General features: G+C 57.9%; 16 protein-coding genes. 6 read left to right on the top strand and 10 right to left on the bottom strand.

Going from position 1 to position 24,124, the window contains the following annotated elements; translation table 11 throughout:
- Positions 1–80: 80 nt before the first annotated feature.
- Positions 81–2,576, bottom strand: coding sequence for a hypothetical protein (locus A0257_07635; protein AMR26989.1), 2,496 nt, complete (start codon positions 2,574–2,576; stop codon positions 81–83).
- Between the two features lie 278 nt (positions 2,577–2,854).
- Positions 2,855–4,138, bottom strand: coding sequence for a hypothetical protein (locus tag A0257_07640; GenBank protein ID AMR26990.1), 1,284 nt, complete (start codon positions 4,136–4,138; stop codon positions 2,855–2,857).
- A gap of 87 nt (positions 4,139–4,225) precedes the next feature.
- On the opposite strand from A0257_07640, the gene A0257_07645 reads away from it, so the two are divergent.
- The 4 genes from A0257_07645 to A0257_07660 all read left to right on the top strand — a co-directional run bounded on the left by A0257_07645 (position 4,226) and on the right by A0257_07660 (position 11,504).
- Complete coding sequence (locus A0257_07645) at positions 4,226–5,032, top strand: hypothetical protein (protein AMR26991.1); 807 nt, start codon at positions 4,226–4,228, stop codon at positions 5,030–5,032.
- A gap of 354 nt (positions 5,033–5,386) precedes the next feature.
- The gene (locus A0257_07650) at positions 5,387–6,463 is read left to right on the top strand and encodes a hypothetical protein (GenBank protein AMR26992.1); all 1,077 of its coding nucleotides are present in this window, start codon (positions 5,387–5,389) and stop codon (positions 6,461–6,463) included.
- Between the two features lie 2,134 nt (positions 6,464–8,597).
- Positions 8,598–9,029 (top strand): hypothetical protein, encoded by a 432-nt coding sequence (locus tag A0257_07655; GenBank protein ID AMR26993.1) that lies wholly within the window; start codon positions 8,598–8,600, stop codon positions 9,027–9,029.
- Positions 9,030–9,221: 192 nt separating this feature from the next.
- Positions 9,222–11,504 carry a hypothetical protein gene (locus tag A0257_07660; GenBank protein AMR26994.1) on the top strand — a complete coding sequence of 761 codons (2,283 nt, stop codon included), beginning with the start codon at positions 9,222–9,224 and terminating at the stop codon, positions 11,502–11,504.
- A 9-nt stretch (positions 11,505–11,513) separates the two neighbouring features.
- Here A0257_07660 and A0257_07665 read toward each other — a convergent pair whose 3' ends face one another.
- The 4 genes from A0257_07665 to A0257_07680 form a co-directional block, all read right to left on the bottom strand.
- Entirely contained in the window at positions 11,514–12,104 is a 591-nt protein-coding gene (locus A0257_07665) for a hypothetical protein (protein AMR26995.1), read from the bottom strand.
- Positions 12,105–12,682: 578 nt separating this feature from the next.
- Positions 12,683–13,732, bottom strand: coding sequence for a hydroxyacid dehydrogenase (locus A0257_07670; protein ID AMR26996.1), 1,050 nt, complete (start codon positions 13,730–13,732; stop codon positions 12,683–12,685).
- 84 nt (positions 13,733–13,816) lie between these two features.
- Positions 13,817–14,503: a hypothetical protein gene (locus A0257_07675; GenBank protein ID AMR26997.1), complete on the bottom strand. Its 687-nt coding sequence runs from the start codon at positions 14,501–14,503 to the stop codon at positions 13,817–13,819.
- Positions 14,496–15,071, bottom strand: a complete 576-nt coding sequence (locus A0257_07680) for a hypothetical protein (protein ID AMR26998.1) — start codon at positions 15,069–15,071, stop codon at positions 14,496–14,498. The genes A0257_07675 and A0257_07680 overlap by 8 nt, the downstream gene beginning before the upstream one ends.
- A gap of 173 nt (positions 15,072–15,244) precedes the next feature.
- On the opposite strand from A0257_07680, the gene A0257_07685 reads away from it, so the two are divergent.
- Positions 15,245–15,934, top strand: coding sequence for an endonuclease V (locus tag A0257_07685; GenBank protein AMR26999.1), 690 nt, complete (start codon positions 15,245–15,247; stop codon positions 15,932–15,934).
- A gap of 229 nt (positions 15,935–16,163) precedes the next feature.
- Entirely contained in the window at positions 16,164–18,857 is a 2,694-nt protein-coding gene (locus tag A0257_07690) for a hypothetical protein (protein ID AMR27000.1), read from the top strand.
- A 1,683-nt stretch (positions 18,858–20,540) separates the two neighbouring features.
- On the opposite strand, the gene A0257_07695 is transcribed toward A0257_07690, so the two are convergent.
- The 4 genes from A0257_07695 to A0257_07710 all read right to left on the bottom strand — a co-directional run bounded on the left by A0257_07695 (position 20,541) and on the right by A0257_07710 (position 23,904).
- A complete protein-coding gene (locus A0257_07695; protein ID AMR27001.1) occupies positions 20,541–20,822 on the bottom strand; it encodes a hypothetical protein in 282 nt (93 codons plus the stop codon).
- Between the two features lie 1,508 nt (positions 20,823–22,330).
- Complete coding sequence (locus tag A0257_07700; protein AMR27002.1) at positions 22,331–22,519, bottom strand: hypothetical protein; 189 nt, start codon at positions 22,517–22,519, stop codon at positions 22,331–22,333.
- A 33-nt stretch (positions 22,520–22,552) separates the two neighbouring features.
- Positions 22,553–22,753 (bottom strand): hypothetical protein, encoded by a 201-nt coding sequence (locus tag A0257_07705; protein AMR27003.1) that lies wholly within the window; start codon positions 22,751–22,753, stop codon positions 22,553–22,555.
- 827 nt (positions 22,754–23,580) lie between these two features.
- Positions 23,581–23,904, bottom strand: coding sequence for a hypothetical protein (locus tag A0257_07710; protein ID AMR27004.1), 324 nt, complete (start codon positions 23,902–23,904; stop codon positions 23,581–23,583).
- Between the last annotated feature and the right edge of the window lie 220 nt (positions 23,905–24,124).

Below are 24,124 nucleotides of genomic sequence, written 5' to 3' on the forward strand. Positions count from 1 at the left end.
CGACGTTAACAAAGCCCCACCGGTGCTCCGCGATAAAAGCGGAGCACCGGTGGGGCTTTGCTGTATCTGCTACTTTGCGCTTAGCCGCCCTGCTTGCTACCCCCGCTTTTGGTGTCGTCGTTGTTAATGCTTTTGCGCTGCTTGGTCTGGCTGGCCTGGCCAAAGCGGTAGGCGAAGCTGAACCGGAAGGCGCGCTGGTAGGAGCGCGACTCGGTGTGTTCGGTAAAGTACTGGGTAGTAGTGGTAGTGCGGTAGGGCCAGTAGGCGTTGAACGGGCTGCCGAAATTGAGCACGAGGTCGGCTTTTTCCTTTAGCAAGCTCTTTTTCACGCCCATCTGGTAGTAGAGGTTGGCGGGGCCGGTACCCTGAATTTCGGGGGTGCGCAGGGATGCATAGATAAATCCCTGCACCGTGAATCCTTTGTTCAGCTTGTAGGAAGTATTGCCATTAATACCCGCCGTGAAGCCTTTGCGCTCCGCGTTGAGGGCCACGCTGCGGCGCACGATGTACTGCACGTCGGGGCCGGCGCTGAGGTCCCACTTGGGCAGCGGTTTGGCCGAGAGGTACACGTTGAACTGGTAGTAGGTGTTGGCCGCCACGTTGGCAAACGTCTGGACCGTCACGCTGGGGTCGGGCACGATGCTGGCGGGCACCGCCACGAGCGGGTTGGTGGTGAGGAAGCGGACTTGCTCGATGGCATTGCCGGTGTGGCGCACCGACAGCGAAGCATTGATGCTCGTGGTTTTGATGTTGGTGTTGTAGCTCAGCTCGTAGGAATCCGTCAGCTCGGGGTTGAGATTGGGGTTGCCGAAAGAAATATTCTTGGCATCGGAGCGGTCGATAAACGGGTTGAGGTAATCGATATACGGCCGGGTAATGCGGCGGCTGTAGGCAGCGCGCAGGCTGGTGGCATCGCTGAAAGCATAGCGGGCGTTGCCATTGGGCAGCGGCGTCACGTAGCTGCGCGTGAAGCCGGGGCTATTCACAAAATCGGCCGCCAGACTGGTGCGCTCCACCCTACCCCCCAGGCTGGCGCTGAGCTTCTTACTCAAGCCAAAACCGTAGGTGGCGTAGGCCGCCTGCACATCCTGCGAATAGTTGAAATTGGTGGAGCGCCGGGCCGAGCGGGTAAAATCGGGCGACAGCGCTGAGTACAGCGTATCGACGTCGGCAATGGAGCCAGTGCGGCGAAAAATGGCTTTGAGACCCATCTCCAGGGTTTTCTTATCGCCGAAGGGCTGCGTGAAATCGGTCTGAAACGTGAAGGTGTGGCCCGGCGTGCGGCCCCGGCTGCGTTCGCGGTAGCTGGCCTGGCTCTGCTCCAGCGGGATTGCCGAGTTGGGGTACTGGTCGAAGTCGTAGCCAAAAGTGCCAGTGTTGAGTGCGTACTGACCCAGGGCGCTCCACTCCTTGCGGGCCTGCTTAAAGGTGCGGGTGTAGGTGCCGGTGCCCTCCACGTTGAGGCCGCCAAAAATATTCTTGGTAGCGCGCGTGTACAGCGGATTACTCACCGGAAAAGCAGCCTGGTCCTGGCTAAAAAGGTTCTGCGTGGTGTTGCCGGCGTAGTGATTTATAGAGCCGGCCAGTGAAAAGCTGTGATGCTCGGCGGGGTCGTAGTCGAGGCCCAGCGTGCCGTATTGCCACATCCCTTTATTATAAGAGGTACCGCTCTGGCGCAGGGTATCGTTGCCGAGGGAAGTGTAGTTGATGCGCTCGCGGCTGAAAGTGCCGGGATTGTACCAGGCACCCGCGTTGGCCGACGAGGTGAAGCCGATTTTCCCCTTCCGAAAATTCAGCGCGGAGTTGAAATTGCTGTTGCGGTTGCCTCCACTGGCCCCCACGCGGCCATTCACGCCCTGGTCCACGCCTTTTTTCAGGATGATATTAATGATGCCCGCCGTGCCTTCGCCATCGTATTTGGCCGAGGGGGTAGTGATAATTTCCACGCTCTTAATCTGGTCGGCCGGAATGCTCTTGAGCGCTTCGGCCAGGTTGCTGGCCAGCGTGGGCGAGGGCTTGTTATTAACGAGCACCTTGAAGTTGGCTGAGCCGCGCATTTTCACGTTGCCATCGCCATCCACGGCCAGCAGCGGGGCTTTGCGCAGCACGTCCTGGGCGGTGCCGCCGGCGTTGCTCACGTCCTGGTCGGCATTATAGACGAGGCGGTCGGGCCGCACTTCCACCATCGGTTTCTGGCCCACTATCACGGCCTCGCCGAGCGCCTGGGCAGCGGTGGGCAGCAGGAAGGAGCCGACCGCCGTGGCCCCTACCCCCACCGTCACGGGGCGGGTGCGGGTGCCGTAGCCCACATAGCTGGCCCGCAGCCGGAAGGTGCCGGCGGCCAGCTTGCTGAAGGAGAAATGGCCCTGGTCGTCGGCCGCTACGCCGGTGATGGGCTTTTCGCCGGCCGCCGGCAGCAGCAGCACCGTGGCGTAGGCCACTGGCTGGCGGCTCAGCGAGTCGAGCACCGTGCCGCTGAGCGAGCCAGTAGCACTGGGCACGGCGGGGGGGTAGGGGTCTGGGCGGCGGCCGGGCCACCCAGGCACGGCAGCAGCAGCAAGGCGGCCAGCCGCCAATACGTAGTTGTTTTCACAAGTGAGCGATAAGAAAGCGCAGTATGGCGATATGGATGCTCCATCCTGCTTGTTGGTTGCTTAAGGGCCGGCTGTTTTTTTTCAGCCGCTGCCCCGCCTACCGGGTCAGCGGCCCAAATGTTACAGCGAGTTGCGCCGGGGGCCAGCATCAGGTTGTTTTTCACCATTAAAAAAGGGGGAGGGGGTAGGAGAAGACCGCAACAAAGGTCCGCCCCTACCCCCTGCCCGGCGCGCCAGGTCATTATCTGAGCCGTCCCAACTTATGATTTGGGCCGCGTCACTTCGCTGGGTGCCTGGCCCAACAGCTTCTTAAACACGCGATTAAACGTTGATTTGGAGTTGAATCCGCTGTCCAGCGCCACGCCTACCAGCGAGTAGTGGCCAAAGCGCGGGTCGGCCAGCTTGCGGCGCGCCTCTTCCACGCGGTAGGTATTCACGAAGTCATTGAAATTCTGCCCGCAGCCCATATTAATGACTTTAGAGAGCACGCCGGGATTGGTGCGCAGGCGCTGGGCCAACTCGGTAAGGGTCAATTCGGGCTCCAGCCAGGGCTGCTCGGTGGCCATGAGGGCCAGCAGCTTGTCGCGCCAGGGCAGCAGCTCAGGTGGCAGCGCGGTGGGGCGCGCGGCGGCTTCGGCCTCAGCGAGGGGGGTAGGCGGGTCGGGGGCAACCGTTGGCAGCGGGGCGGCGGGGGCGGCTGCCGGCACTTGCGTTGCTGCTTGAGGCAGCGCCCCGGCCGGGCCGGGCACGGGTGCCCCGAAGCGCAGTGGCGTAGTAGCGGCGGCATAATTAGCCTGAATGCCGACCACGATGAGCCCGTAAATCAGGATACCATTCAGAGCATAAAAATACCAGGCCGTATCATAGCTGAAATCATACACAATACTAAGCGCCGAATAAAGTAGATTCACGGCTAGTACGGCCAACTGCAGGAGCAATAATTGCCGCAAACCGGCGAAGCGCAGGCGCTCGGGGTCCGAGAAATTATCGTTGAGGTAGTGGCGGTAGCGGCGATAATCAGCTAGTGTCCGTAGGCCGTAGGCTAGCAGCAGCCCATAACCAAGCCAGGCCAGCGAGGTAGTAAGCGAGTCGAGAAACTTAGAAACCGGCCCCTGCGTGCCGAAATGGGCAGGCAGCACCCGCCCCCGCAGGCCGTGGTACCACAGCAAGTCATAAACCGCAGCGCCCGCCCACAGGGCAACTTGCCCTAGACCCAGCCACAGTTGTCGCCCCTTTTGCCAGACAAACTCTTGATTAGTAAGGCTTCGGAAGTATAAGTAGTAAGCGGGTCCCAGGGCCAGGCCCGCCTGCCAGGGTATGTAGAACATGAAGGTGGAGTATCCGTCGTGGCTATCGTACCAGCCGGCGTAGCCCAGCATCCAGTGGGCCACATTTAACGTGGGCAGCAGGATGAGCAGCGCCAGCAGCGCGTCGGGGGCGGCCCCGCGCCGGGCGGCCCGGCCCAGCAGCCACAGCGTAGCCACCGCCCCCGGCACCACAAACAGGAGCAGCAGCGAGCTGCGCGGACCAAAGCTGAAGAGCATAGCCCCAAAAGTACGCCGCGAGCCATAAGGATTTATCGCTATTCTCCCGTAGCTTTGGGGTATCTCCCCCGCTTTTCCGGCTCCGCTATGCACATCCTCCGCCACGTTGAGTTAACGCGTGTTTTCTTCGTCGATATCGAAACCGTGCCGGGCTACGCCACCCACGCTGAGCTACCCGAAGCCCACCAGCCGCTGTGGGAGAAATTTTGTGAGAAGCGCCACGCCCGCGAGCTGGCCGACGGCCAGACCCACGCGGAGCTATTTAGCAAGGGCGGCCTCTACGCCGAGTTTGGCAAGGTGGTGTGCATCTCGGTGGGCTTTTTCCGGCCGCTGAAGGATGAGACATTGGAGTTTCGCACCAAATCCTTCGCCGACGACGACGAGTGCGCGGTGCTGCGCGGCTTTGGGCAGTTTTTGCAGCGCTACGCTCCCTACGGCGGCCGCTACGCCAAGCTCGACACGGCGGGCCCCGACGGCCACTTTCTCTGCGCCCACAATGGCCGCGAGTTCGACTACGCCTACTTGGGCCGGCGTATGCTCATCTGCGGGCAGCCCATTCCGCCCATGCTCGACGTGGCCGGCCACCGGCCCTGGGACCTGCCCCACCTGCTCGACACGATGGACCTCTGGAAGTTTGGCGACAACAAGGGCCACATTTCCCTACCCCTGCTGGCGGGCTTGTTCAACATCCCTTCGCCCAAAGACGATATCGACGGCTCGCAGGTAGCCCACGTTTACTGGGAAGAGAAGAATCTGGGCCGCATCGTGGTGTATTGCGAGAAAGACGTTATCACGACGGCGCGCGTTTACCTGCACTACACCGGCCAGCAAGCGCTTTGGCCCGAAGTGCAGCTCACGCAGGTGGCCTGGCAGGTAACGCCCGCCGCCACCTGATTTATAGTCTCCAGTACCATGCTCCCAGTAGAAGGTCGCCTCCCGGCGGCCTTTTTTTGTATCCAACCGGGTAGCACATCATGCTACGCCAGCAAGCTTAATCACTTTAATCCAATTTGCATAATTTCCGCAATTAGTTTAAAGTTTTATAAACGCCTTTTTTCATTCACTCTAAATCTCGAATTAATTCAATAAAATTGAAAATATTTCTGCTTAATAGCGCTAAAAACGCGCATTTTCGAAATTTTCTCCTACATTTACTATCGCTTAGCTAGCAGTTAAAAGAAAGCAATTGCGAATTATCATTAGTTTATTTTTTAGTAGAATAATTATAATTATCAACTCAACAAGCTATTGTTAGAAAACTACTATTTGGTTAAACCCTTTACCTTTTACTTCATGCGTTTACCTTTATCATTATCTCTACTACTATTAGCAGGTTTACTAAGTAACTTTACCGCCCTGGCCCAAGTAGTAGCGCCCAGCCAGGGCGGTGAGGTTGGCTTGGTCTTGGTAACGTCCAGCACGCTGGAAATAACTTTTGGCACCACCGGCAATGGCCAGGGACGGGTAATTGCCATAGCAGCTACGAAAGATGGGATGCCCGTGAAACTGGCCGCAACCAATGGCACTTTTTACAGCGCCGCTACTGCATATGGGCAGGGTAGCGCCTTGAGCCAGGGGTACGTGGTATATGTTGGAACCGGCCACTCTGCCACCATTACCGGGCTTAAACCGAGCACGTCCTACTACATTACTGATACGGAATACAATACTGATAATACTGATATTTTATACAATACATATGGTGTTAGCATGTCCGTATCTACCAGACCTGCCACAGCACCGATTATAGCCCCTCTTCCTGTTGAGCTAACCACTTTCACCGGCGCGGTTGATATCCGCAATCTGGCTACCTTAAATTGGACTACCGCTACTGAGCAAAACACTGCTTATTTCGCCCTTGAGCGTTCAGCCGACGGCACTGCATTCGCCGAGGTTGGCCGAATTGCGGCGGCTTCTACCAGCAACAAACCGCTTAACTACCAGTGGCCAGACAAGCAGCCGTTGCAGGCAGTTACTTATTATCGCCTGCGGCAAGTTGACCAGGATGGCACAGCTCATTACAGCCAGGTACTCACGCTGCTACCCACGGCTGCTACCAGCTCGGCGAAGTCCGTGGATGTATATCCAAATCCGAGTGCTGGCCAAACCATCCAATTGCTAGTGCAAGGCTATACCGGAGAGCCGCTTCACTTACACCTGGCTGATGCACTGGGCCGTACGGTTATGACTCAGACTATTATTCCCGCCGACGCCCATTATCTTACTGCCCTATCCCTTCCCCAGGACATCGCTTCCGGCACTTATATCTTAACGCTCGCCGGTAGCGGCAGTCCCATCCAAAAGCGCATCGTTGTGTCTGATTAGTTATAAGACAAGGTTAGTTATTTTTATCGCATATTATTTAGTTACCTGAAGAAGGTAAAAAGCTCCTCTTTGCAGAGGAGCTTTTTTATTTGGCCCCGCTGCGTAGAGGCCGATTTCATGCAGGTTTATGGAGCGAATTGGGCGGTTGGTCGTACGTAGCCTGCCAGTCGCCCTTCGCATATACCTCACCTCTTGATGCCGGACTCAGACACCAGAAGATTTTTGTCGAAAATTCCTAAAAATTATGATAAAATAGCACATTAGTCACATTTTTTTTACATTTGGCTAGCTGAACCGGATGTTCGTCGTATATTTGATTGTCGATTTTCTCCTGTTTCTTATTGACATCATGCAAACACTTCTAAACACATATTCATTCGCTTCTCATACCGCATGGATGCGAATGACCGCTAGGGCCAGCTATGGGCTCTTAGCCAGCCTCACGCTACTGCTATTGCTGGGCTTCGGCAATCAGGCGAAAGCAGCCGATTTTGTCCAAAACTCCGTTACGTTCAGTAGCGGTGGGGGCCAATACGGAGGTTCGAATACCACAAATGGCACTTATTATACGAATGTGGCGGGCAGCCCCGGTCCCAAGTTCACTACTTCCGTCACGAACCTGGGCTCGTTCGACCGCGGCACTGGCTTCCTAACGTTGGGGGCCGCGTCGGTTACGACAGAAGCCAGCAACGAAAATATTGTTTCAACGCAGGTATTTTACCGGGTTTACCAGGTTATACCGGGCACCACTACTCCAATAGCTGCAAATCCACCAGCCTCCTCGCCGCTGGTTCTACTGCAGTCAACTAGTCAGCTAAACAGCACTAACGGCGTTACAACCAGGACCTGGCAATCTACCAACGCGGCTGATATCCTGAATGCTACTCCAGGGGAGGGTTCCTACGTGCTGGATTTTTTCTTCCAGTTCACTAATAACACGACCACCACTGACTCTAATGGTAATGTCACCACTACTGCTACCACTAAGAATGATGACAACAGTGGCAATTTTTACAGCACCACTTTTACGGTAACGGGTAGCGTACCAGCAACCTGGACCGCAGCTGCTAACAACAACGACTGGTCTAATGGTAGTAACTGGTCTACGGGAATTCCGCCCGGTAAGACCACCGATGTCACGATTCCTTTTGTTGACCCTTCAGTTAATAAATCTTTTCCTTACCCGGTGGTTGCCGATGGGCAGCGAGTTCAGGCGCGCACGCTCACTTTAACCCCCGACCCCAATAGCCCCTCGGGAGGCACGGTAACTATAAACGGTGGCGAGCTGCAACTGTTTGGTGACCTTAAAGACCCCACCGGGACCGGCCTTTCTCAAAACGGGGGACTGTTCACCCTAGCTGGTGGCAACCAAGCCTTTGACGGTGAAACGTTCACAGACATTGTGATACAGGGACAAGGTGCTAAAACGCTTAAAAATAAAATGTATGTAACTTCCAGTCTGACGTTTGCTCCTTCTGCCGGGGGCAATACACTCATAACTCAAACTGGAAACGCTACTCTTTACAATGTTGAATTAGAATCCGGTGCTGTAGTGAATGGTGAAACTGAGAACAGCTTTGTATTGGGCTACATCCGTGTGACTTCACGACCTATGCTACCGAATACTAGCAATGATTTCGGTAATATCGGGGTTTTTCTAACGACTACATCCGGTAGTAATTTCAATATAACAACAACTCGTTATACTGGGTATGCCTATAAGAGCGCGGATGGACGGAGTGCTAGTGTAAAGAGAAGCTTTACGTTTTCACCCGACAAGGCAACTTCTTTCAGCTATATCATCTCAATTCATTACCTCAATTCAGAACTTAATGGCAACACCGGGTCTAGTCTGGTTGTTTTCAGCTCCCCTTCGCGGACATCTAATTTTACCTATGTTGGTAAAACGGCTTATGACGCGGGCAATCAATTAGTAACGGCTCAAGGAACGGGCACGCTTGCTACTACGTTTATTCTCGCCGAAATCGCCCCGCTACCCGTTACACTTGTCAGCTTCACGGCTACTGCCACGGCGCAGGGCGCGGCGCTGCTACGCTGGGTTACGGCTACGGAAACCAGCAACCGGGGCTTCGACATTGAGCGGCAGCTGAATGCTAACGATACCTGGCAGTCGGTGGGCTTCGCGGCGGCAGGTGCCACCACGGGCAGCACCTACGTGTTCACGGACAAGAGCCTGACGAGCGCGCCGGCTTCGACCCAGGCTTACTACCGCCTGCGGCAGGAAGATTTGGACGGCAAGGTGACGTTCTCGCCGGTGGCGGTTATCAACCGCAACGCGGCCATAGCCTCTACGGAGCTCACGCTGAGCCCGGTGCCGGTTGGCGGCAGCGATAACCTGTCGGTAGGGCTGGCGGAAGCCGGGCAAGCCGGAATTATGGTTGCCGTTATCAACACGCAGGGTCAGCGCCTGCTAAGCTTCACCACGCAGGCCAGCGCCGACGCGGCCCTGAGCCTGCCGGTAACCAGCCTGGCGGCCGGCGTTTACATCGTGACCGTGCAAGTGCCGGGTCAGGCCGCGCGCCACGCGCGCTTCGTGAAGCTGTAAACTTGATTTGATACTAAAAGCAGAACGACCAGCCGGGCTAGCCTCGGCTGGTCGTTCTGCTTTTGGGCTACTGGTGAAACACTTGGATTATCTGGTTTCGTGTCGTTGCTTTGCCGGCTCATCTTGCATAAAGGCACTGTTGGCGGCATGACTACTCCTTTTCTTCGTCGGCTGCCGCTGGTTGGGCTTCTATTGGTTGCCAGCCTGGAGGTATTTCTGGTGCGTCCGCCCCGGCCAGCGCCGGCTACGGCACCGGGTTCCGAGTTTTCGGCGCAACGCGCGCTCCGCGACGTAGCCGTGATAGCGAGCCAGCCGCACCCGCTGGGGTCGCCCGCGAATGCTCGCGTGCGGGACTACTTGCTGAAGCGCTGCCGCGAGCTGGGGCTGACGGCAACTGTGCAGGATACCAGCATTGTATTGGCTGAAAATGGCCAGCTGCTGGCAGGGCGCGTGCAGAATATCATTGCCCGGCTACCCGGCCGGCAGCCGGGCGGCCGGGCGGTGCTGGTGCTGGCGCACTACGACTCGCAGCCCCACGCGCCTGGTGCCGGCGACGATGGCGCGGGCGTAGCCGCGATGCTCGAAACCATGCGGGCGCTCCGGGCCGGGCCACCACTTCTGCACGATGTTATCTGGCTGTTCAGCGACGGCGAGGAAGCGGGCCTGCTCGGGGCGCGGGCCTACGCGCGCGATACGGCCCGCTTGCGGCGTGAGGTGGGGGTAGCGCTCAATTTTGAGGGCCGGGGCAACGCGGGTCCCAGCCTGACGTTCGAAGTCAGCCCGCAAAACGGCTGGGTGATGCGTGAATACGCCCGCGCGGTTCCCTACCCCATCGCCTCGTCGCTGTTCTACGAAGCCTACCGGCACCTGCCGAATGATACGGATTTTACGCCCCTGCGCGCCGCGGGCCTGACGGGACTCAACTTCGCGTTTGTGGGCGGCTACCCCTACTACCACAGCCCCGCCGACACGCCCGCGCACCTCGACCTGGGCTCGCTGCAACACCACGGCTCGTATATGCTGAGCCTGGTGCGGCATTTTGGCAGCATCTCGCTGGCCCAGACCAAGGCCCCCGATGAAACGTTTTTCAACCCGATAGGCCACTGGCTGGTGCACTACCCGGCCGCCTGGAACCTACCGTTTACCCTGTTGTCGCTCGGCCTGCTGGGGCTGGCTATCGTGGTGGCCTACCAGCGGGGGCGGCTGAGCATCGGCAGCCTGCTGGGTGGCGCGCTGGCCTGGCTGGGCGGGCTGGCGCTCATGCTGGGGGTAGGCTGGGGCTTACTCAAACTAATTGCCGCGCTCTACCCGCAATACGGCGCGTTCTATGACCAGGCTTCGTACAACGCGCCGGCTTACCAAACGGCGCTGCTGGCGCTGGGCGTGGGCGTTTTCACGGCCTACTATGGGTGGCTGAGCCGCTACTTGCGGCCGGGCTCACTGGTGGGCGGGGCGCTGCTGCTGGTGGCCTTGCTGGCAGGGCTGCTGCAATGGCAAGCGTCCTCCTCGGCCTTCCTGCTCACGCTGCCGCTGCTGGCCGCTACCCTGGCCTGGGGCCTGCGCCTGAGCCAGGCGGCCAGCCCTACCCGCCAACCTGGCATCGGGCTGGGGCAATGGCTGCTGGCGCTGCCGGCAGTGGCGCTGCTCAGCCAGTTGATAGCCTTGTTTTTCGTGATATTTGGGCTGGGCCTGCTGGTGCTGGTGCCACTGCTGGTGAGCGCGGTGCTGCTGGGTTTGCTGCTGCCCGTGCTGCTGCCCATCGTGAGCCCGCCCGCGGGGCCAAATCGGCGGGCGGCTATCAGCTGGGCTTTGCCGGCGCTGGCTTTTGCCGCGGCGCTGGTAGCGCTGGGGGTAGGGCACATCACCCGCCAGCCCACGGCCGACCGGCCGCAGCAGACGTATCTTTTATATGCCCTTGATGCCGCGCGGCAGCGGGCTTATTGGCTATCGGCCCTGGCCCGGCCCGATGCCTGGACTAGCCACGTTCTGACCCAGCCGCAGTATCAGCCGCTGCCGACGCTCTACCCGCAGTCAACCGTGCCCATTCTGCACCAGGCCGCGCCCGTGCTGGCCCTGTCTCCGCCTACCCTCGTCCTTTTGGCCGATGAAAGCACGCCCGCCCAACGGCGGCTGCGCGTGCGGCTGGCACCCGGCCGGGCAGACGTAAGCAGCTTAGTAATAAGCATAACCACAGCTACCCGCGTGCAGACGCTGCGTGTGGCAGGCCAGGCCATAGCGCCCGCAGACTTGCTTCCCAAGGCCGGCACTACCAGCCTTACGTTCTTCGCGCCGCGCGCGGCGGGGGAGCTTATCGAGCTGAGCACAGCGGGCAAAGGGCCGGTGCAGCTGGCCGTTACGACGCGCAGCCTGGGCCTGCCCCCCGTGCCGGGCCTACCGCCCCTACCCCCCACTACGGTGCCGGAGCCCGGCTACAACAGCTTCACTACCCAGGTGCGGCAGGAGTTCCGGCTGTAAGACGCGCGGCTACCAGTTATCGTCGGCCACTTTGCCGCTCACGCGCTGGCGAATGCTGCTGGCCTGCTGGCGGCCGCTGCGGTAGATGGCGTCGATGGTGGATTGCAGCACCGGGCGGGGGTAGCCGTTGGCATCAAAGGTTAGTGCGTTGGGCGTCAGGTAATTTTCGATGGGCGTAACGGCGCCCTGGCCCTGGCCGCTGTCGAAGGCAAAGTCGGTGATGATGTAGCGGAAGCGGCCGGGCTTCACCTGGATAGTGACGCTGCGCCAGAGCGGCACCTGCACATTGGCCCCCAGCAGATTCTGCATCACCAGCTCGCTGGCCTTGCCGCTCAAAATGCCACCGGCCTCGTCGGCCTGGCTGAGGGTAGGCTTCACGGGGCCGGGCGCGGTGGCAAACCACTCTCTGGCGCGGGCGTAGAGCTGGGCCTGGGTAGCGCCCGGCACCTGCACCACCGCCCGAAACGACACCTTGCCGGTGGCCGAATCCGTGGGCAGCGGGTTGACCCAGCCACGCGGCCGGGGCAGCTTCAACTGGGTTTGCGCGGCGGCAGGTGAGCCCGCGCCCAGTAGCGCGAGCAGAAGGAGAACGTATTTCATAAGCTGGGTTTACGCAAAGCAGCTGCGGCGGGGTTGTGCGGCACGAAGCGGCCGGCAGCCAGGCACTTTGCAACTATCCTTCCAATTCGCAATGCCAGGGCACCAGCGCTGTTTTATACTCCTCGCGAAGTAGGGTGCGGGGCTTACCCCCGCCCATCGTTGAACATTTAGCGCTGGATTTGTGCAACGACGGGCGGGGGCAAGCCCCGCACCCTACTTTTGTTCGCAGACCATTTCGCGACGATTATACCACTAAAAAAGCCCGCCAGACGCAAGGTCCGGCGGGCTTTTTTGGTATTTACTTTTCAAGTACGCTAGTTAAAGCTATGTCCTTTAGGGCAAGACTTTAGTTGCTACTCACTTTTGCCGGTCTTGTTCAGGCAAGGCTGTTTAATTTTTGATTGTCAGTTAGTTATTGCTATTTGCTCAATGACCGACGCCAGCGTTTAGCCAGCAGAATTTTATTCTAAAGCGACCCACTTTCAGTGGCTTCTTTCAGTCGGCTTTAGCCGAAACCGCCGAATTCCATTCGCTTTCAAACCTATGGACTTACAGTCCATAGTCGTTTAGTACGGGCGTTAATTCAGCGACGCCACGTCAATCACGAAGCGGTATTTCACGTCGCCTTTCAGCATGCGCTCGTAGGCTTCGTTGATGTGCTGGATATCAATCAGCTCAATATCCGACATGATATTGTGCTCGGCGCAGAAGTCGAGCATTTCCTGCGTTTCGGCGATGCCGCCGATGAGCGAGCCGACCATGCGGCGGCGCTTGGCGATGAGGTTGAAGGCGTGCAGGTGCGGCGCTTCGGAAGGCACGCCCAGCAGAATCATGGTGCCGTCGAGGCGCAGCAGGTTCACGTAGGCACCCAGGTCAAGTTGGGCCGATACGGTGTTGATAATGAAGTCGAAGTAGTTGCCCACCGCCTTCAGCTGCTCCTTGTCTTTGGTCACCACAAACTTGTGGGCACCCAGGGCTTTGGCATCGGCTTCTTTGCCGGCCGAGGTGCTGAGCACGGTTACTTCGGCGCCGAGGGCAGCGGCGAATTTCACGGCCATGTGGCCGAGGCCGCCCAGGCCCATTACGGCCACGCGGTGGCCGGCGCCTACTTTCCACTGGCGCAGGGGCGAGTAGGTGGTGATGCCGGCGCACAGCAGCGGGGCCACGCGGGCCAGGTCGAGCTTCTCGCTCACCTGAAGAGTATATTTCTCATCGACCACAATCTGCTGCGAGTAGCCGCCGTAGGTGGGCTGGCCGGTGGCGATTTCGCGGGCATTGTAGGTGCCGACCATGCCGGTGGTTTCGCAATATTGCTCCAGACCTTGCTGGCACGATGAGCACTCGCGGCACGAATCGACCATGCAGCCCACGCCGGCTAGGTCGCCCACTTTGAAGCCCTTTACGTGGTCGCCCACGGCCGATACGCGGCCCACGATTTCGTGGCCGGGCACCATCGGGAAAATCGAGCCGCCCCACTCATCGCGAATCTGGTGCAGGTCGGAGTGGCACACGCCGCAGAAAAGGATATCGATTTGCACATCGTGCGGGCCGGGCGCGCGGCGCTCCACGGTAAACGGCTCAAGGGGAATACTGGCGGCGGGGGCCGCGTAAGCTTTAGTGGCAGACATTAATGGCTGGTTTTAGTGAAAAATGCCTACAAAAACGCCGCGACGGCCCGGTGGGCAGCGGCGGCGCTTAGGTAGGGTTACGGGTTAACCAGCCGGGGCGGGCAAAGGTTGGGGCTGGGCCAGGGCTTCGGCCACCAGCCCGCGCATGCGCACCAGCGACTGCCGGGCGAAGCGGCGCTGCAACATGCGCCCGAACACCTTGAAACCCACCCAGTAGAACGGGTTGCGAATCGTGCCCTTCTGCGACATGGCATGAATGCGAAATTGCACCGCGCCGGTCGCCAGGTTTTTATGCACCGAAAAGTTAATCTGCCCCCGCTCGAAGTGGCCTTCGAGGGTGCGGTAGCCGTAGCCCCACACCCGCTCAGCGCCGCCGGAGGAGGGTAGGGCGGCCTCGTCCACCACATCCACGATGCGCACGCCGAAGAAAAAATGAAACACCAGAAACTGCGCCCGCAGCACCATCACGCGCTCGTCCAGCGGCTGGCTGGGGTCAAAATAGCCGGTTATCAGGTTGGGCGGCGGGAAGGCGTAGCGGCGCATAATGTCCTGAGCGGCCGCAAACGCGCCGGCCGGCGCGGGTGGGCCGGGGGCTTCGGCAGGCAGGTCGGTGGCGTAGTCGTCGAGGCGCCAGCCGCTGGCCGCCGTGTAGGCGTGCTGGTCGTCGGTGTCGTAGTTGACCTTGGTATGCGCGTACGTGGCGAGCCGGTCGCGGTATCGCCGCCAGGCAGCGGGGGGGGTAGGGGCGGGCAACGGCAGGGGGCTACTCATGCGAAACCTGCTGACTGGTGGTGCCATCGAGGGCGCGGCGCACGGTTTCGACTACCACCGGGCCCAGCGCCTCGCCGCCGCTGGCCTGGCCCACGCGCTGGCAAAACTCGACCCAGGTGGCTTCCTGCATCAGCCGGCCGCCGCCGAGCGTGTCGTAGGCGAAAGCCACCAGCCCGTCGCGCGAGCGGGCCAGCGAGTGAATCTCGAAGCGCAACGCATCAGGATAATTGTCCAGGGCGTGTACTTCGAAGCGAATGCGCCCGGCCTCGGGATGGCCTTCGAGGGTCACGAACTCAAAAAACGTGGCCCCGACCTCGGTCACGCGCACGCTGCCGTTCCAGGGACCCAGAATTTTGATGTGGAACTCGTCGCCGACGCGCAGCTGGCCGCGCTCGCCGTTGGTTTGCTCAAAATCGGCCAGCAGGCCCGGCGAAAACTGCGGCAAATCGGCCTGCACCAGCGCCATTATCTGCGCGGGCGGGTGATGCGGGCGCGCCACATCGAGGTAGTAGCGGCGCTCCAGGGCCGGGCCATCGCCACGGGCGGCCGGCTGCTCGGGATGAGACATTTTTATAAGTTAAAAATTAAAAATGCAAAATTAAAAGTTGGAATAAGCAGCTGGAAATACCTGTTGATTCGGCTCCAATTTACGTAGCGTAGCCCACGGCAAAAGGTTGTCGGCTACGCATGGCAGCCAGACCCAATTTTTAATTCATAATTCATAATTTTTAATCCAACAGAATGGCCTACTTCCGTCCGCCCGGCCCCGCGCCCGACCCGGCGCTGGTGCGCAGCCTCACCGAGCAGCAGCACGAGCTGCGCCAGCGGGTGCGCATGGAGCCCCTACCCCACCCGCCGCGCCTGATAGCGGGTTGCGACTCGTCCTTTCCGACGCCCGAAACCATTTTATCGGTGTTCGTGGTGCTGAAATTTCCGTCGTTGGAAGTGGTGGAGAAGGTCTATAATTACGGCCCGGTGCCGCTGCCGTACATCCCCGGCCTGCTGTCGTTTCGCGAGGCACCTAATGTTATCCAAACCTTTGCCAAGCTCACGCACCGGCCCGACGTAATTATGGTGGACGGCCACGGCATTGCGCACCCGCGCCGCATGGGCATTGCCGCGCACCTAGGCGTGCTGCTCGACATGCCCACTTTCGGCGTGGCCAAGAACAAGCTGACCGGCACTTTCCAGGAGCCCGCGCCCGAAAAAGGCAGCATCACTCCCCTGCTCGACGCCAAAACCGGCGAGTTGATTGGCGAAGTTATTCGCAGCAAAGACAAGGTGCTGCCGCTGTTCGTGAGCCCCGGCCACCGCTGCGACCAGGCCACCGCCACGCGCCTCACGCTGGCTTGCCTGCGCGGCTACAAGCTGCCCGAGCCCACCCGCCTGGCCGACTACTGGGCCGAGGAATTCAAGAAAGAAGTGCGGTAGGTGGTGAGTGGTGAAATGGTGATTAATAGAACGTCATTCCGAGCTTGCCGAGGAATCTCGCTCGCGCCGTTCGGGTTTCGTGCCGTTATGCGAGCGAGATTCCTCGGCAAGCTCGGAATGACGTTCTTTCGTTTACTGTTCATTGCTCACCGCTCATTACTCATCCGTCCTTAGCTTTACCCAAAGGCTGATTCTAACTTTTTAACAACGCCGGCAAAACGCGTTTTTTATGACAAAATACGCGGCGCTGCTGGCTTGGGTGGGTTTTTGGATGCTTGGCCTGGAGGCCGCGGGCCAGGCCCTGCCCCCCGCCGGCCCGCGCACCTGCGGCACTCAGCAGGCCGATGCCTGGCAGCAGGCCCAGCTGCAACAACGCCTGCCCGGCTACCGCGCCTCCAAACCCACGACCCGCGCCCTGCGCGCGCAACTGCGCACTACGGCCGCTACTACTTACACGCTGCCGGTGGTGGTGCATATCGTGTTCGATGGCGAGGCGGTGGGCACTGGCCTCAACATCAGCCAGGCGCAGGTGCAGTCGCAGCTTGATGTGCTGAACGAGGACTACCGCAACCGCAATGCTAACGGCGCTTCGGTGCCCGCGCCGTTTCAGCCGTTGCGGGCCGATGCGCAGTTTCAGTTTGTGCTGGCCCAGCGCGACCCGGCCGGCCGGCCGCTGGCCGAGCCGGGCATCGACCGCATCGACCGCAATGCCCAGGGCTTCGCGGCTCCGCCCTACGCGCAGGCGTATATCGATGGCACCATTAAGCCGGCTACTGACTGGAACCCCGACCAGTACGTGAATATCTGGGTTACTAATCTGAGCAACAATATCCTGGGCTATGCCCAATTTCCGGACAATACGGCCGGGCTGGCGGGGCTGAGCGCGCTGGGCGGCGCGGCCAACACGGATGGGGTCGTGATACTGTACTCCGCTTTTGGGCGGGTAGGGACCCTCACGACGCCCTACGACCAGGGCCGCACCCTCACCCACGAACTGGGCCACTTTCTGGGCCTGCGCCACACCTGGGGCGACAGCGACTGCGGCGACGACTATTGCGCCGACACGCCCACCCAGCAGGGCCCCGACTACGGCTGCCCCACTTTTCCGCACGTAACCTGCTCGAATGGGCCAAACGGTGACCTGTTTCAGGACTACCTGGACTATTCAAACGATGCCTGCATGGCGCTGTTTTCGCAGGACCAAAAGGGCCGGATGCAGGACGTGATGGCCGCCGGCACGCCGCGCCGGGCCATCTTGCTGACCTCGCCGGCCCTGTGCAGCGGCAGCCCGCTGGCCGCCACCGCCACCAACAGCGGGCCGGTGTGCGCTGGCAGCAGCGCCACGCTCGGCGCCACTGGCCCGGCCGGGGCCAGCTACGACTGGGTGGGCCCCAACAACTTCACCAGCACGTTGCAAAACCCGGTTTTGCCAGCCGCCACCACCGACCAGGCGGGCATTTATACCGTGCGGGTATCCGTCACGACCGGGCAGTGCGCCGGCGCGGCCAGCACCAAGCTGGTGGTGAACCCCGCCCCGCCCACGCCGGTGCTGGCGGCCTCCAGCGCCACGTTCTGCCCCAGCGGGGGGGTAGGGCTCACACTTAGTACTACCAACCCGCCCGCGGGCGGCATTTATACCTGGACGGTGGTGAGTGGCGATGGCTTGCCGGCGGTGGCTACTACCCCCAGTATTTATGTTAATCCTACGCAATCAGCCATTTATCGCTTAACACTGGGCTTGGTGGGTTCAGCGTGCACGTCGTCGGCCACGGTGAGCGTGCAGGCGGTAGCGCCCGTGTGGAGTGGCGCGGCGGGCACCGGCAACTGGTTTGATGCCGCCAACTGGAACGGCTGCGTGCCCAGCCGCTACACCGACGCGCTCATTCCGGCCGGCTTATCAACTCCCTACCCCCTCCTCAGCGGCGGCACGGCCGAGGTGCGCGCGCTCACCCAGCAGGGCAGCCTGGCGCTGAGCGGCGGCGAGCTGGCGCTGTATGGCGACTACGCCGGCCCCGGCCCGCTCACCCAAACCGGCGGCACGGTGGCCACCCGCGGCCCCGGCGCCCAAAGCCTGCGGCCGGGCACTTACCAAACACTGCTCATCGCCGGCGCGGGCACTAAAACCATCGGCGCGGCCACCATCAGCACGGCACTGATAATGGGGGGCGCTATTTTAACTACCGATGTGAATGGGCTTACGCTGGCACCCACGGCCACCCTCACCGAAACCGACGTCAGCTACGTGCTGGGCCAGGTGCAAACCACGCGCGCCGTGGGCACGGCCACGGAGGCTTTTGGCGGCCTGGGCGTGCGCATTACGGCCGCGACCGCGCTCGGCCTGACCACCGTGCGCCGCACCACCGGCCAGGCAGCAGGCACTGGCGGCGGCAGCATCAGCCGCTACTACGACATAACGCCGGCCACGACCAGCGTGGCCGGCACCACGCTCGCGCTGGCCTACCTGCCGCACGAGCTACATGGCCTGCCCGAAGCCCAGTTGACGCTGTTTCACTCGCTCGATGCCGGGACCACTTGGAGCAACGAAGGCGCTTCGCGGCGCGATGCTCCGGCCCGCCTCGTGAGCCGCGACTACGTGGCTGGCCTGGCCGGCCGCTGGACGCTGGCCAGCCCCAACGCCACCCTACCCCCAGCGGCTATCACCTACGCTATCAATGCGTTCCCGGTGCCCTTCGCGGCCGATGGCTTGTCGATTCAGGTAACCACGGCCACCGCCGGGCCGCTCGATGTGAAGCTCTACGACGTGCTGGGCCGTATCATCTACGACCAGCCGGTAGCCAATGTGGAAGTCGGGACGAGCGTGGTCAGTCTGGCCGGCTCGGGGCAATTGCTGGCGGCCAAGTACATTCTCGTTGTGCGCCAGGGCACCCAGGAAATCCGCCTGAACGTAGTGAAGCAGGGGTAGCCCAAGACTAAGAACAGAAATTGCCGCTAAGGTTATGCGCTATGTTCAATAGGTGCCTCACAGGTGCTCAGCGAGCTGTTAACACTTTTCAAAACCAGGCACCGAAACCATCCTGGCCAGCGCCGCCCACGTCGCGGAAGTCAACCGTTACAACCACGACCTGAAAACGGGTAAAGTCAAAGCCAGCCGCAATCCGGGGGCCTGCTGCTCGTGCGCCTGGGCCTGGTCAAGGCCAAAGCCCCTACCACCTAGTGGCTACTTTAACCAGCTAAGGCTTAAAGACAAACTAAGCTGAACGGGTGCTGCTGGCCGTCGAAAATTATTTTTTTGTTAAAGAGTACTGTTATTGAAAATTCCGGCTATATTTGGTCTATCGCTCTTCTTTTTTCCACGCTGTGCAGCCGCCGCACTATCCTTCCGGGTCACCAGCTACTTAGCGTGCGCTTACTCCGACAAAGCTTCATCCGACCTCGGCCAATTCGGTCCTCGTAGCCCCTGCCTCAATGGGGCCTAACCACTGCACCTAGAGCAGTTTCCAAGTCGGTGTACAGGGCGGGCTGCCGGCTTTTCGCCGGCTGTCCGCTCTTCGCCAGAACAAACGGCGCGAACGACGAGCGGACAGCCGGCGAAAAGCCGGCAGCCCGCACCGGTCAATCTGTACACTGACCTGGAAACTGCTCTAGCTCCTCGATAGAGCTCTTTTAGTGCTGCAAATTTGCACTTTCACCCTAAGCGAAGCGTATTATATTTTCCCCTTTGATTCTGGGAAAAGTCACTTCACATTAAGATGGGTTGTCGGACACTTCTTGAGAAAAGGTCAGTTTTTGAGTTTTATCTAGGATACGGTCAGCCTGGTATTTTTGTCAGAATTAGGCAGTCTCTATAGGGTGTTGTTAAACAAATAGTAAAAAACCTCCGGGTCCGTGGCCAACTGACGTAGTTGCTCGTGATAAGGGGCGAAAACGGTATAATAGCATCGAAAATCCGATAGCTTTACACGCTCCTTAACGCAATCGAAATAGGGTATCGAAAACGAACGTTAAGACTATCGTTTTGGCCACATTTTAGGTAACGCATTGGCAAACAAGGCGCTAATCATGAAAATTAGGCAGCTATGCACCCGAGTCGGAGGTTTTCCCTATTTGTTTAACAACACCCTCTATACTAAAAAATACTTTAGGTCTGTTACATAAGTGTTAAGCAATTAAATTTTCCTGTGCTAACTGCCCGCGTAGCCTCTATCTTGCCGACCAATCCTTTTCCTCTTTGCTGCTCTGCATGACTTCACGCCTACTCCTCCCCACTTGCTTGTTGCTACTTGGCCTACGGGTCGCTTACGGGCAAACTACCCCGCCCTACCTGCTCAGCGGTGAAGAAGCCAATGCTACTGCCGAAGAAGCCCTGTTCCCAGGGCTTCATACCGTGCGGCAGGTCGCCCCTCAACTCGCCCACACGGGCCAAGCCGCCGTGCGCCTGGCTGCGCAAACCCTGCCCTCGGCCCTCCTCCCGGTGCAGGCTGGGCAGCAGTTGACCCTAACGGCCTACGCCTATGCGCCCACCCAGCCCATACGCCGCTGGCTCGGTCCCGCTGTCCAGGCAGTCGTTGGTAGCATGCTGGTGGAAGCGAGGTCGCCGATGGGGCCGACCGTGTCCGAGCAGCCTCGCCTGAGCGGCCGCCGGGACCTACCTTACCTGGGTCTGGGGGTCTCCATAGCCCTGCCCCGCCTGCGGCAGTCGGCCCCCGTAGCCCCAGTCGGAACTTACCTTCAGTACCGCCTCTACGACGCAGCCGGCACCTATATGGGAGGTAGCCAACAAATCATGGGAGGCCGAGCTGACGGTTGGCAAGTACTGACCTTGGCGGTACAAGTGCCCCGCAAGGGCTTTGTGCAAGTAGTGCTGGGGAACGCCAGTGCCACCCCCGTTTGGTTTGATGACTTGGCCCTCACGGTGGGACAGACCCAAAAGCTCCCATTATCCTATAAGGAACTACCCGCTCCAACTCACAAGAGTACCATAGGCGGCCCCCCAGTCTGGGACCAGCCTGTAACGAATTATCAATGCAATTGCAGTGGTACCCCGGAAGACCCGGACCCCCCTACTGGCCCTACAGGAGATGGAGGAGGTTATGGCACACCTGTTACTCTGCCAGATATACCGATTTCGGGCACACCTCCCTCCTACCCAGCGCCCCCCACTATCCCTCTTCCTGGCAACCCGACCACACCGCCGCCAAACCCCACTAATCCCTTCCCGACCAACGGCGGGGGTGGAGGAGGGGGAACTCAACCAACCCCTAACCCGCCTCTTACTACTCCAAAAGTAATTGTTGGTGAATGTACTGGCCTTAAGGCTGCATTAGCTTTACAAGCCACAAATCATAAAGAAGTAGCAGGTTTTACTGCTAGTAATGGTACTGTTATCCTATTACCTATGACTGACCCTAGGACTACCGATAGTCACTTTGGAATTACATTCCCTATCTACGATCCTAATGATAGCTCTCACAAAATCACTAATGGCCCTTTCAAGGACGCAACCGGATGGCATATAGAAATTAATAGTTGGGTTAATGGTGTACATGTAATACCAGCTGCCTCTTATGACCTTCTATATTTTTTTCACACCCATCCTATTGGCACCGCGCCGGACGGTAGTACTTACAATCCTTACTTTTTAGATGATGAAGATAAGGCTAATGCTTATTCTGGCATGGGAAACGCTATAATTACAAATGATAGATTTGTGTCGTATAACTCGACGCAAATAATATTTGATCAGCAGAACTCTTGTCCTTAATTAAAAATGAAAATCATTTTTATTTTCGCTTCCATCTATTGGAACTATCTTTCATTTTTAGGTCAACCCTGTCAGCAGGTTGAATTTGAAAGTAAACCTAAAGAGTTTACTATACTAAGACAATACATAAATTCTTGCAGGGAGAAAAGATATTTTTTTGACGATAAAGGAGTTGTAAAACTTGTTATTTATAAAGACTCTAATGGATTGACTTGCTGGCGCTTGAGCGCAATTATTGATGATAGATATTTGACATCACCACCTGAACAGTATGCGTTTGTTGGTAATGATGCTGTATTAGTGTATAGTGGAGATATCAATGGCAACCTGTTGACATTATCATCAGACTTACGTACTCGTAGCGCTTGTATTGAGGAAATACTGGGTACCAGAGTGTACAAGTATACTGCTGGCTCACAATTCGTTTACTCTCGTGATTCTAAGGGCGTAATGCAGAAAACCCCTGTTACTTATTTGTCAGGTGGCAACTCACACAATAATGTTATTATTAAATTTAATTCCGATAATACGACAACTATGTTCAAGCCAACATAATTTTTAAACAATTATCTTACTCATAATCAGGTATTTCTTTTGTCTCAATAAATCAAGTTCCGTGGTTAGCTAGGAATTGCCGCTTGCTAAAAATTCTATCGGTAACGGCAAGTTGGCTCCTACGGGCCTGTCAACACCGCCTGCGTCACCGCCAAGCCCAGCTGATTCTGTGCAGCGCGTCGGCGGACGTGGAGCAGGCGCTGCAGTAAGTTTTCTCCCCTGACGACCTGTGTTTGGTCCTCACCCTTGACGATGCGGTGAATCCCCTGGCTGTCGGCTGCGGGCTGGAGGCTAGTTGAGGTCAGCATATGCAAAGCAGTTCCTGCCTCACCTTCCCGGTGTCACGGGGTAGCAGGGGCCACGTACTTCGGAAAATAAGGGGCGGCTTTGGGAAACTTGGCCCGGTAGCTCTTCACCTGGTCCAAGTAGAAGGTACCTTCCTTGGTCAACCGGGCGTTGTACTGCCGAAGTTGCTCATTTTCAGCTTGTACCTTCTCCAAATCGGCTTTAGGCACCCGCGAAAAATGCCCGGTGCAAAGCATCGTTAACAGTATCAGGACTACCGGACCAAGTGTAAAACCGACCGTCGAGCGCCAGTTTTCAAACACGTTCAAGGGCACCGAATCAAGTATTTGCTGCGCCGTGGCTTTCAAGCTGGTCTCGGCCGCTTTCAGGGCCGCTACGCGCTCATCAAGCGCGGTCGTTAGGGCTTTTTGCCTGTCGTCTCAATAGTTAATCGGCTGATAGCCTATATCCTAAAATACTTTCGCCTGCTGGTCTACTTTGCCGATAAGCTGCTTGGCCACTGCCTCGCTGTCCACATGCAACGTCAGCGGCCGGTCCCGCCCAGCCAGCTGCACCAGGGCCTTCACCTGATCCTCGGTGGCTGGCGCAGGACGTTTGTTGTAAGCGCGTAGCTCCTGGGCAATGCGTTCAATAGAGTTGTTATTGACTAAAAATCAATAACTTGTGTAACATTGCTTGAAACAGGCTAACTCAGTACACAGGGAGAAGGCATCGGCTAATTTTTCCCTCTTTCTCATCCGATTTTCTATCCGCAATACGAAAAAAGCTTTTAGCTGGGCGATGCTATTCTCTACGGCTACCCGAACAGATGCTAAACAGTGATTAATCGTTTTTTGAAAAGTAGTAAGTGGATGATTTTTTCGCGATTTAAATGGAATAAAAACGTACTTACAATCAATAAATTTGGCAATACCCATAAAGCCTAAATCAACATGAACTCGGTAATTTTCTAAGGTTAAGTGGGCAAAGAAGTCTTTAAAAATGGTGAAGTCATGGGTACTGCCATTACACCACTTGCTAACCCACAAAATACGCCTATCAAGCGTACTAATAAGTAACCACTTTACCGGGTGGAATTTTTTTTACCACTGTCATCTTCCTCCTGTACTTCTTGCTTAACAGCACGTTCGATAGGAACTTCGGTTACATCAATCACCAAGTCTGTCACCTCCGCGAAGCGTTGGTCAAAGTCGGCTTGATTCTTAAATAACGTACTTTTATCAATTCCTTGGTCCTGTAAGGCAGCCTTTAAACACGGCTTTATTCGTTCTAAATAGACACTCGCGGCGAAATTAGAAAATCCAAAATACATACCTAGATTTTGCAGGGTTGGATAGGCTTTATAGTAATGCAGGATAAAGAATAAGGCTTCCCTTTTATCTGTCAAAACCGGGCTACCAGAAGTAGTATAAGGATTAAGTTGTTTAGGCTCCTAGTACCGAGCAAACCAGGGATAGAGCGCATTGAATGCCGCTTGACTCAGCCCGGTTGCCGCTTTGTATTGTGCGTCAGTCCGAACGTTTTGATAGATACTAGTTGCCATAGGAAGAGTGAACAACTATAAACCCGTAATGTTTTGGCTAACAAGTAATAACAACTCTAATGCT

Origin of the sequence: Hymenobacter psoromatis (assembly GCA_001596155.1) — a bacterium.
In the GTDB taxonomy this organism is placed as follows: Bacteria; Bacteroidota; Bacteroidia; order Cytophagales; family Hymenobacteraceae; genus Hymenobacter.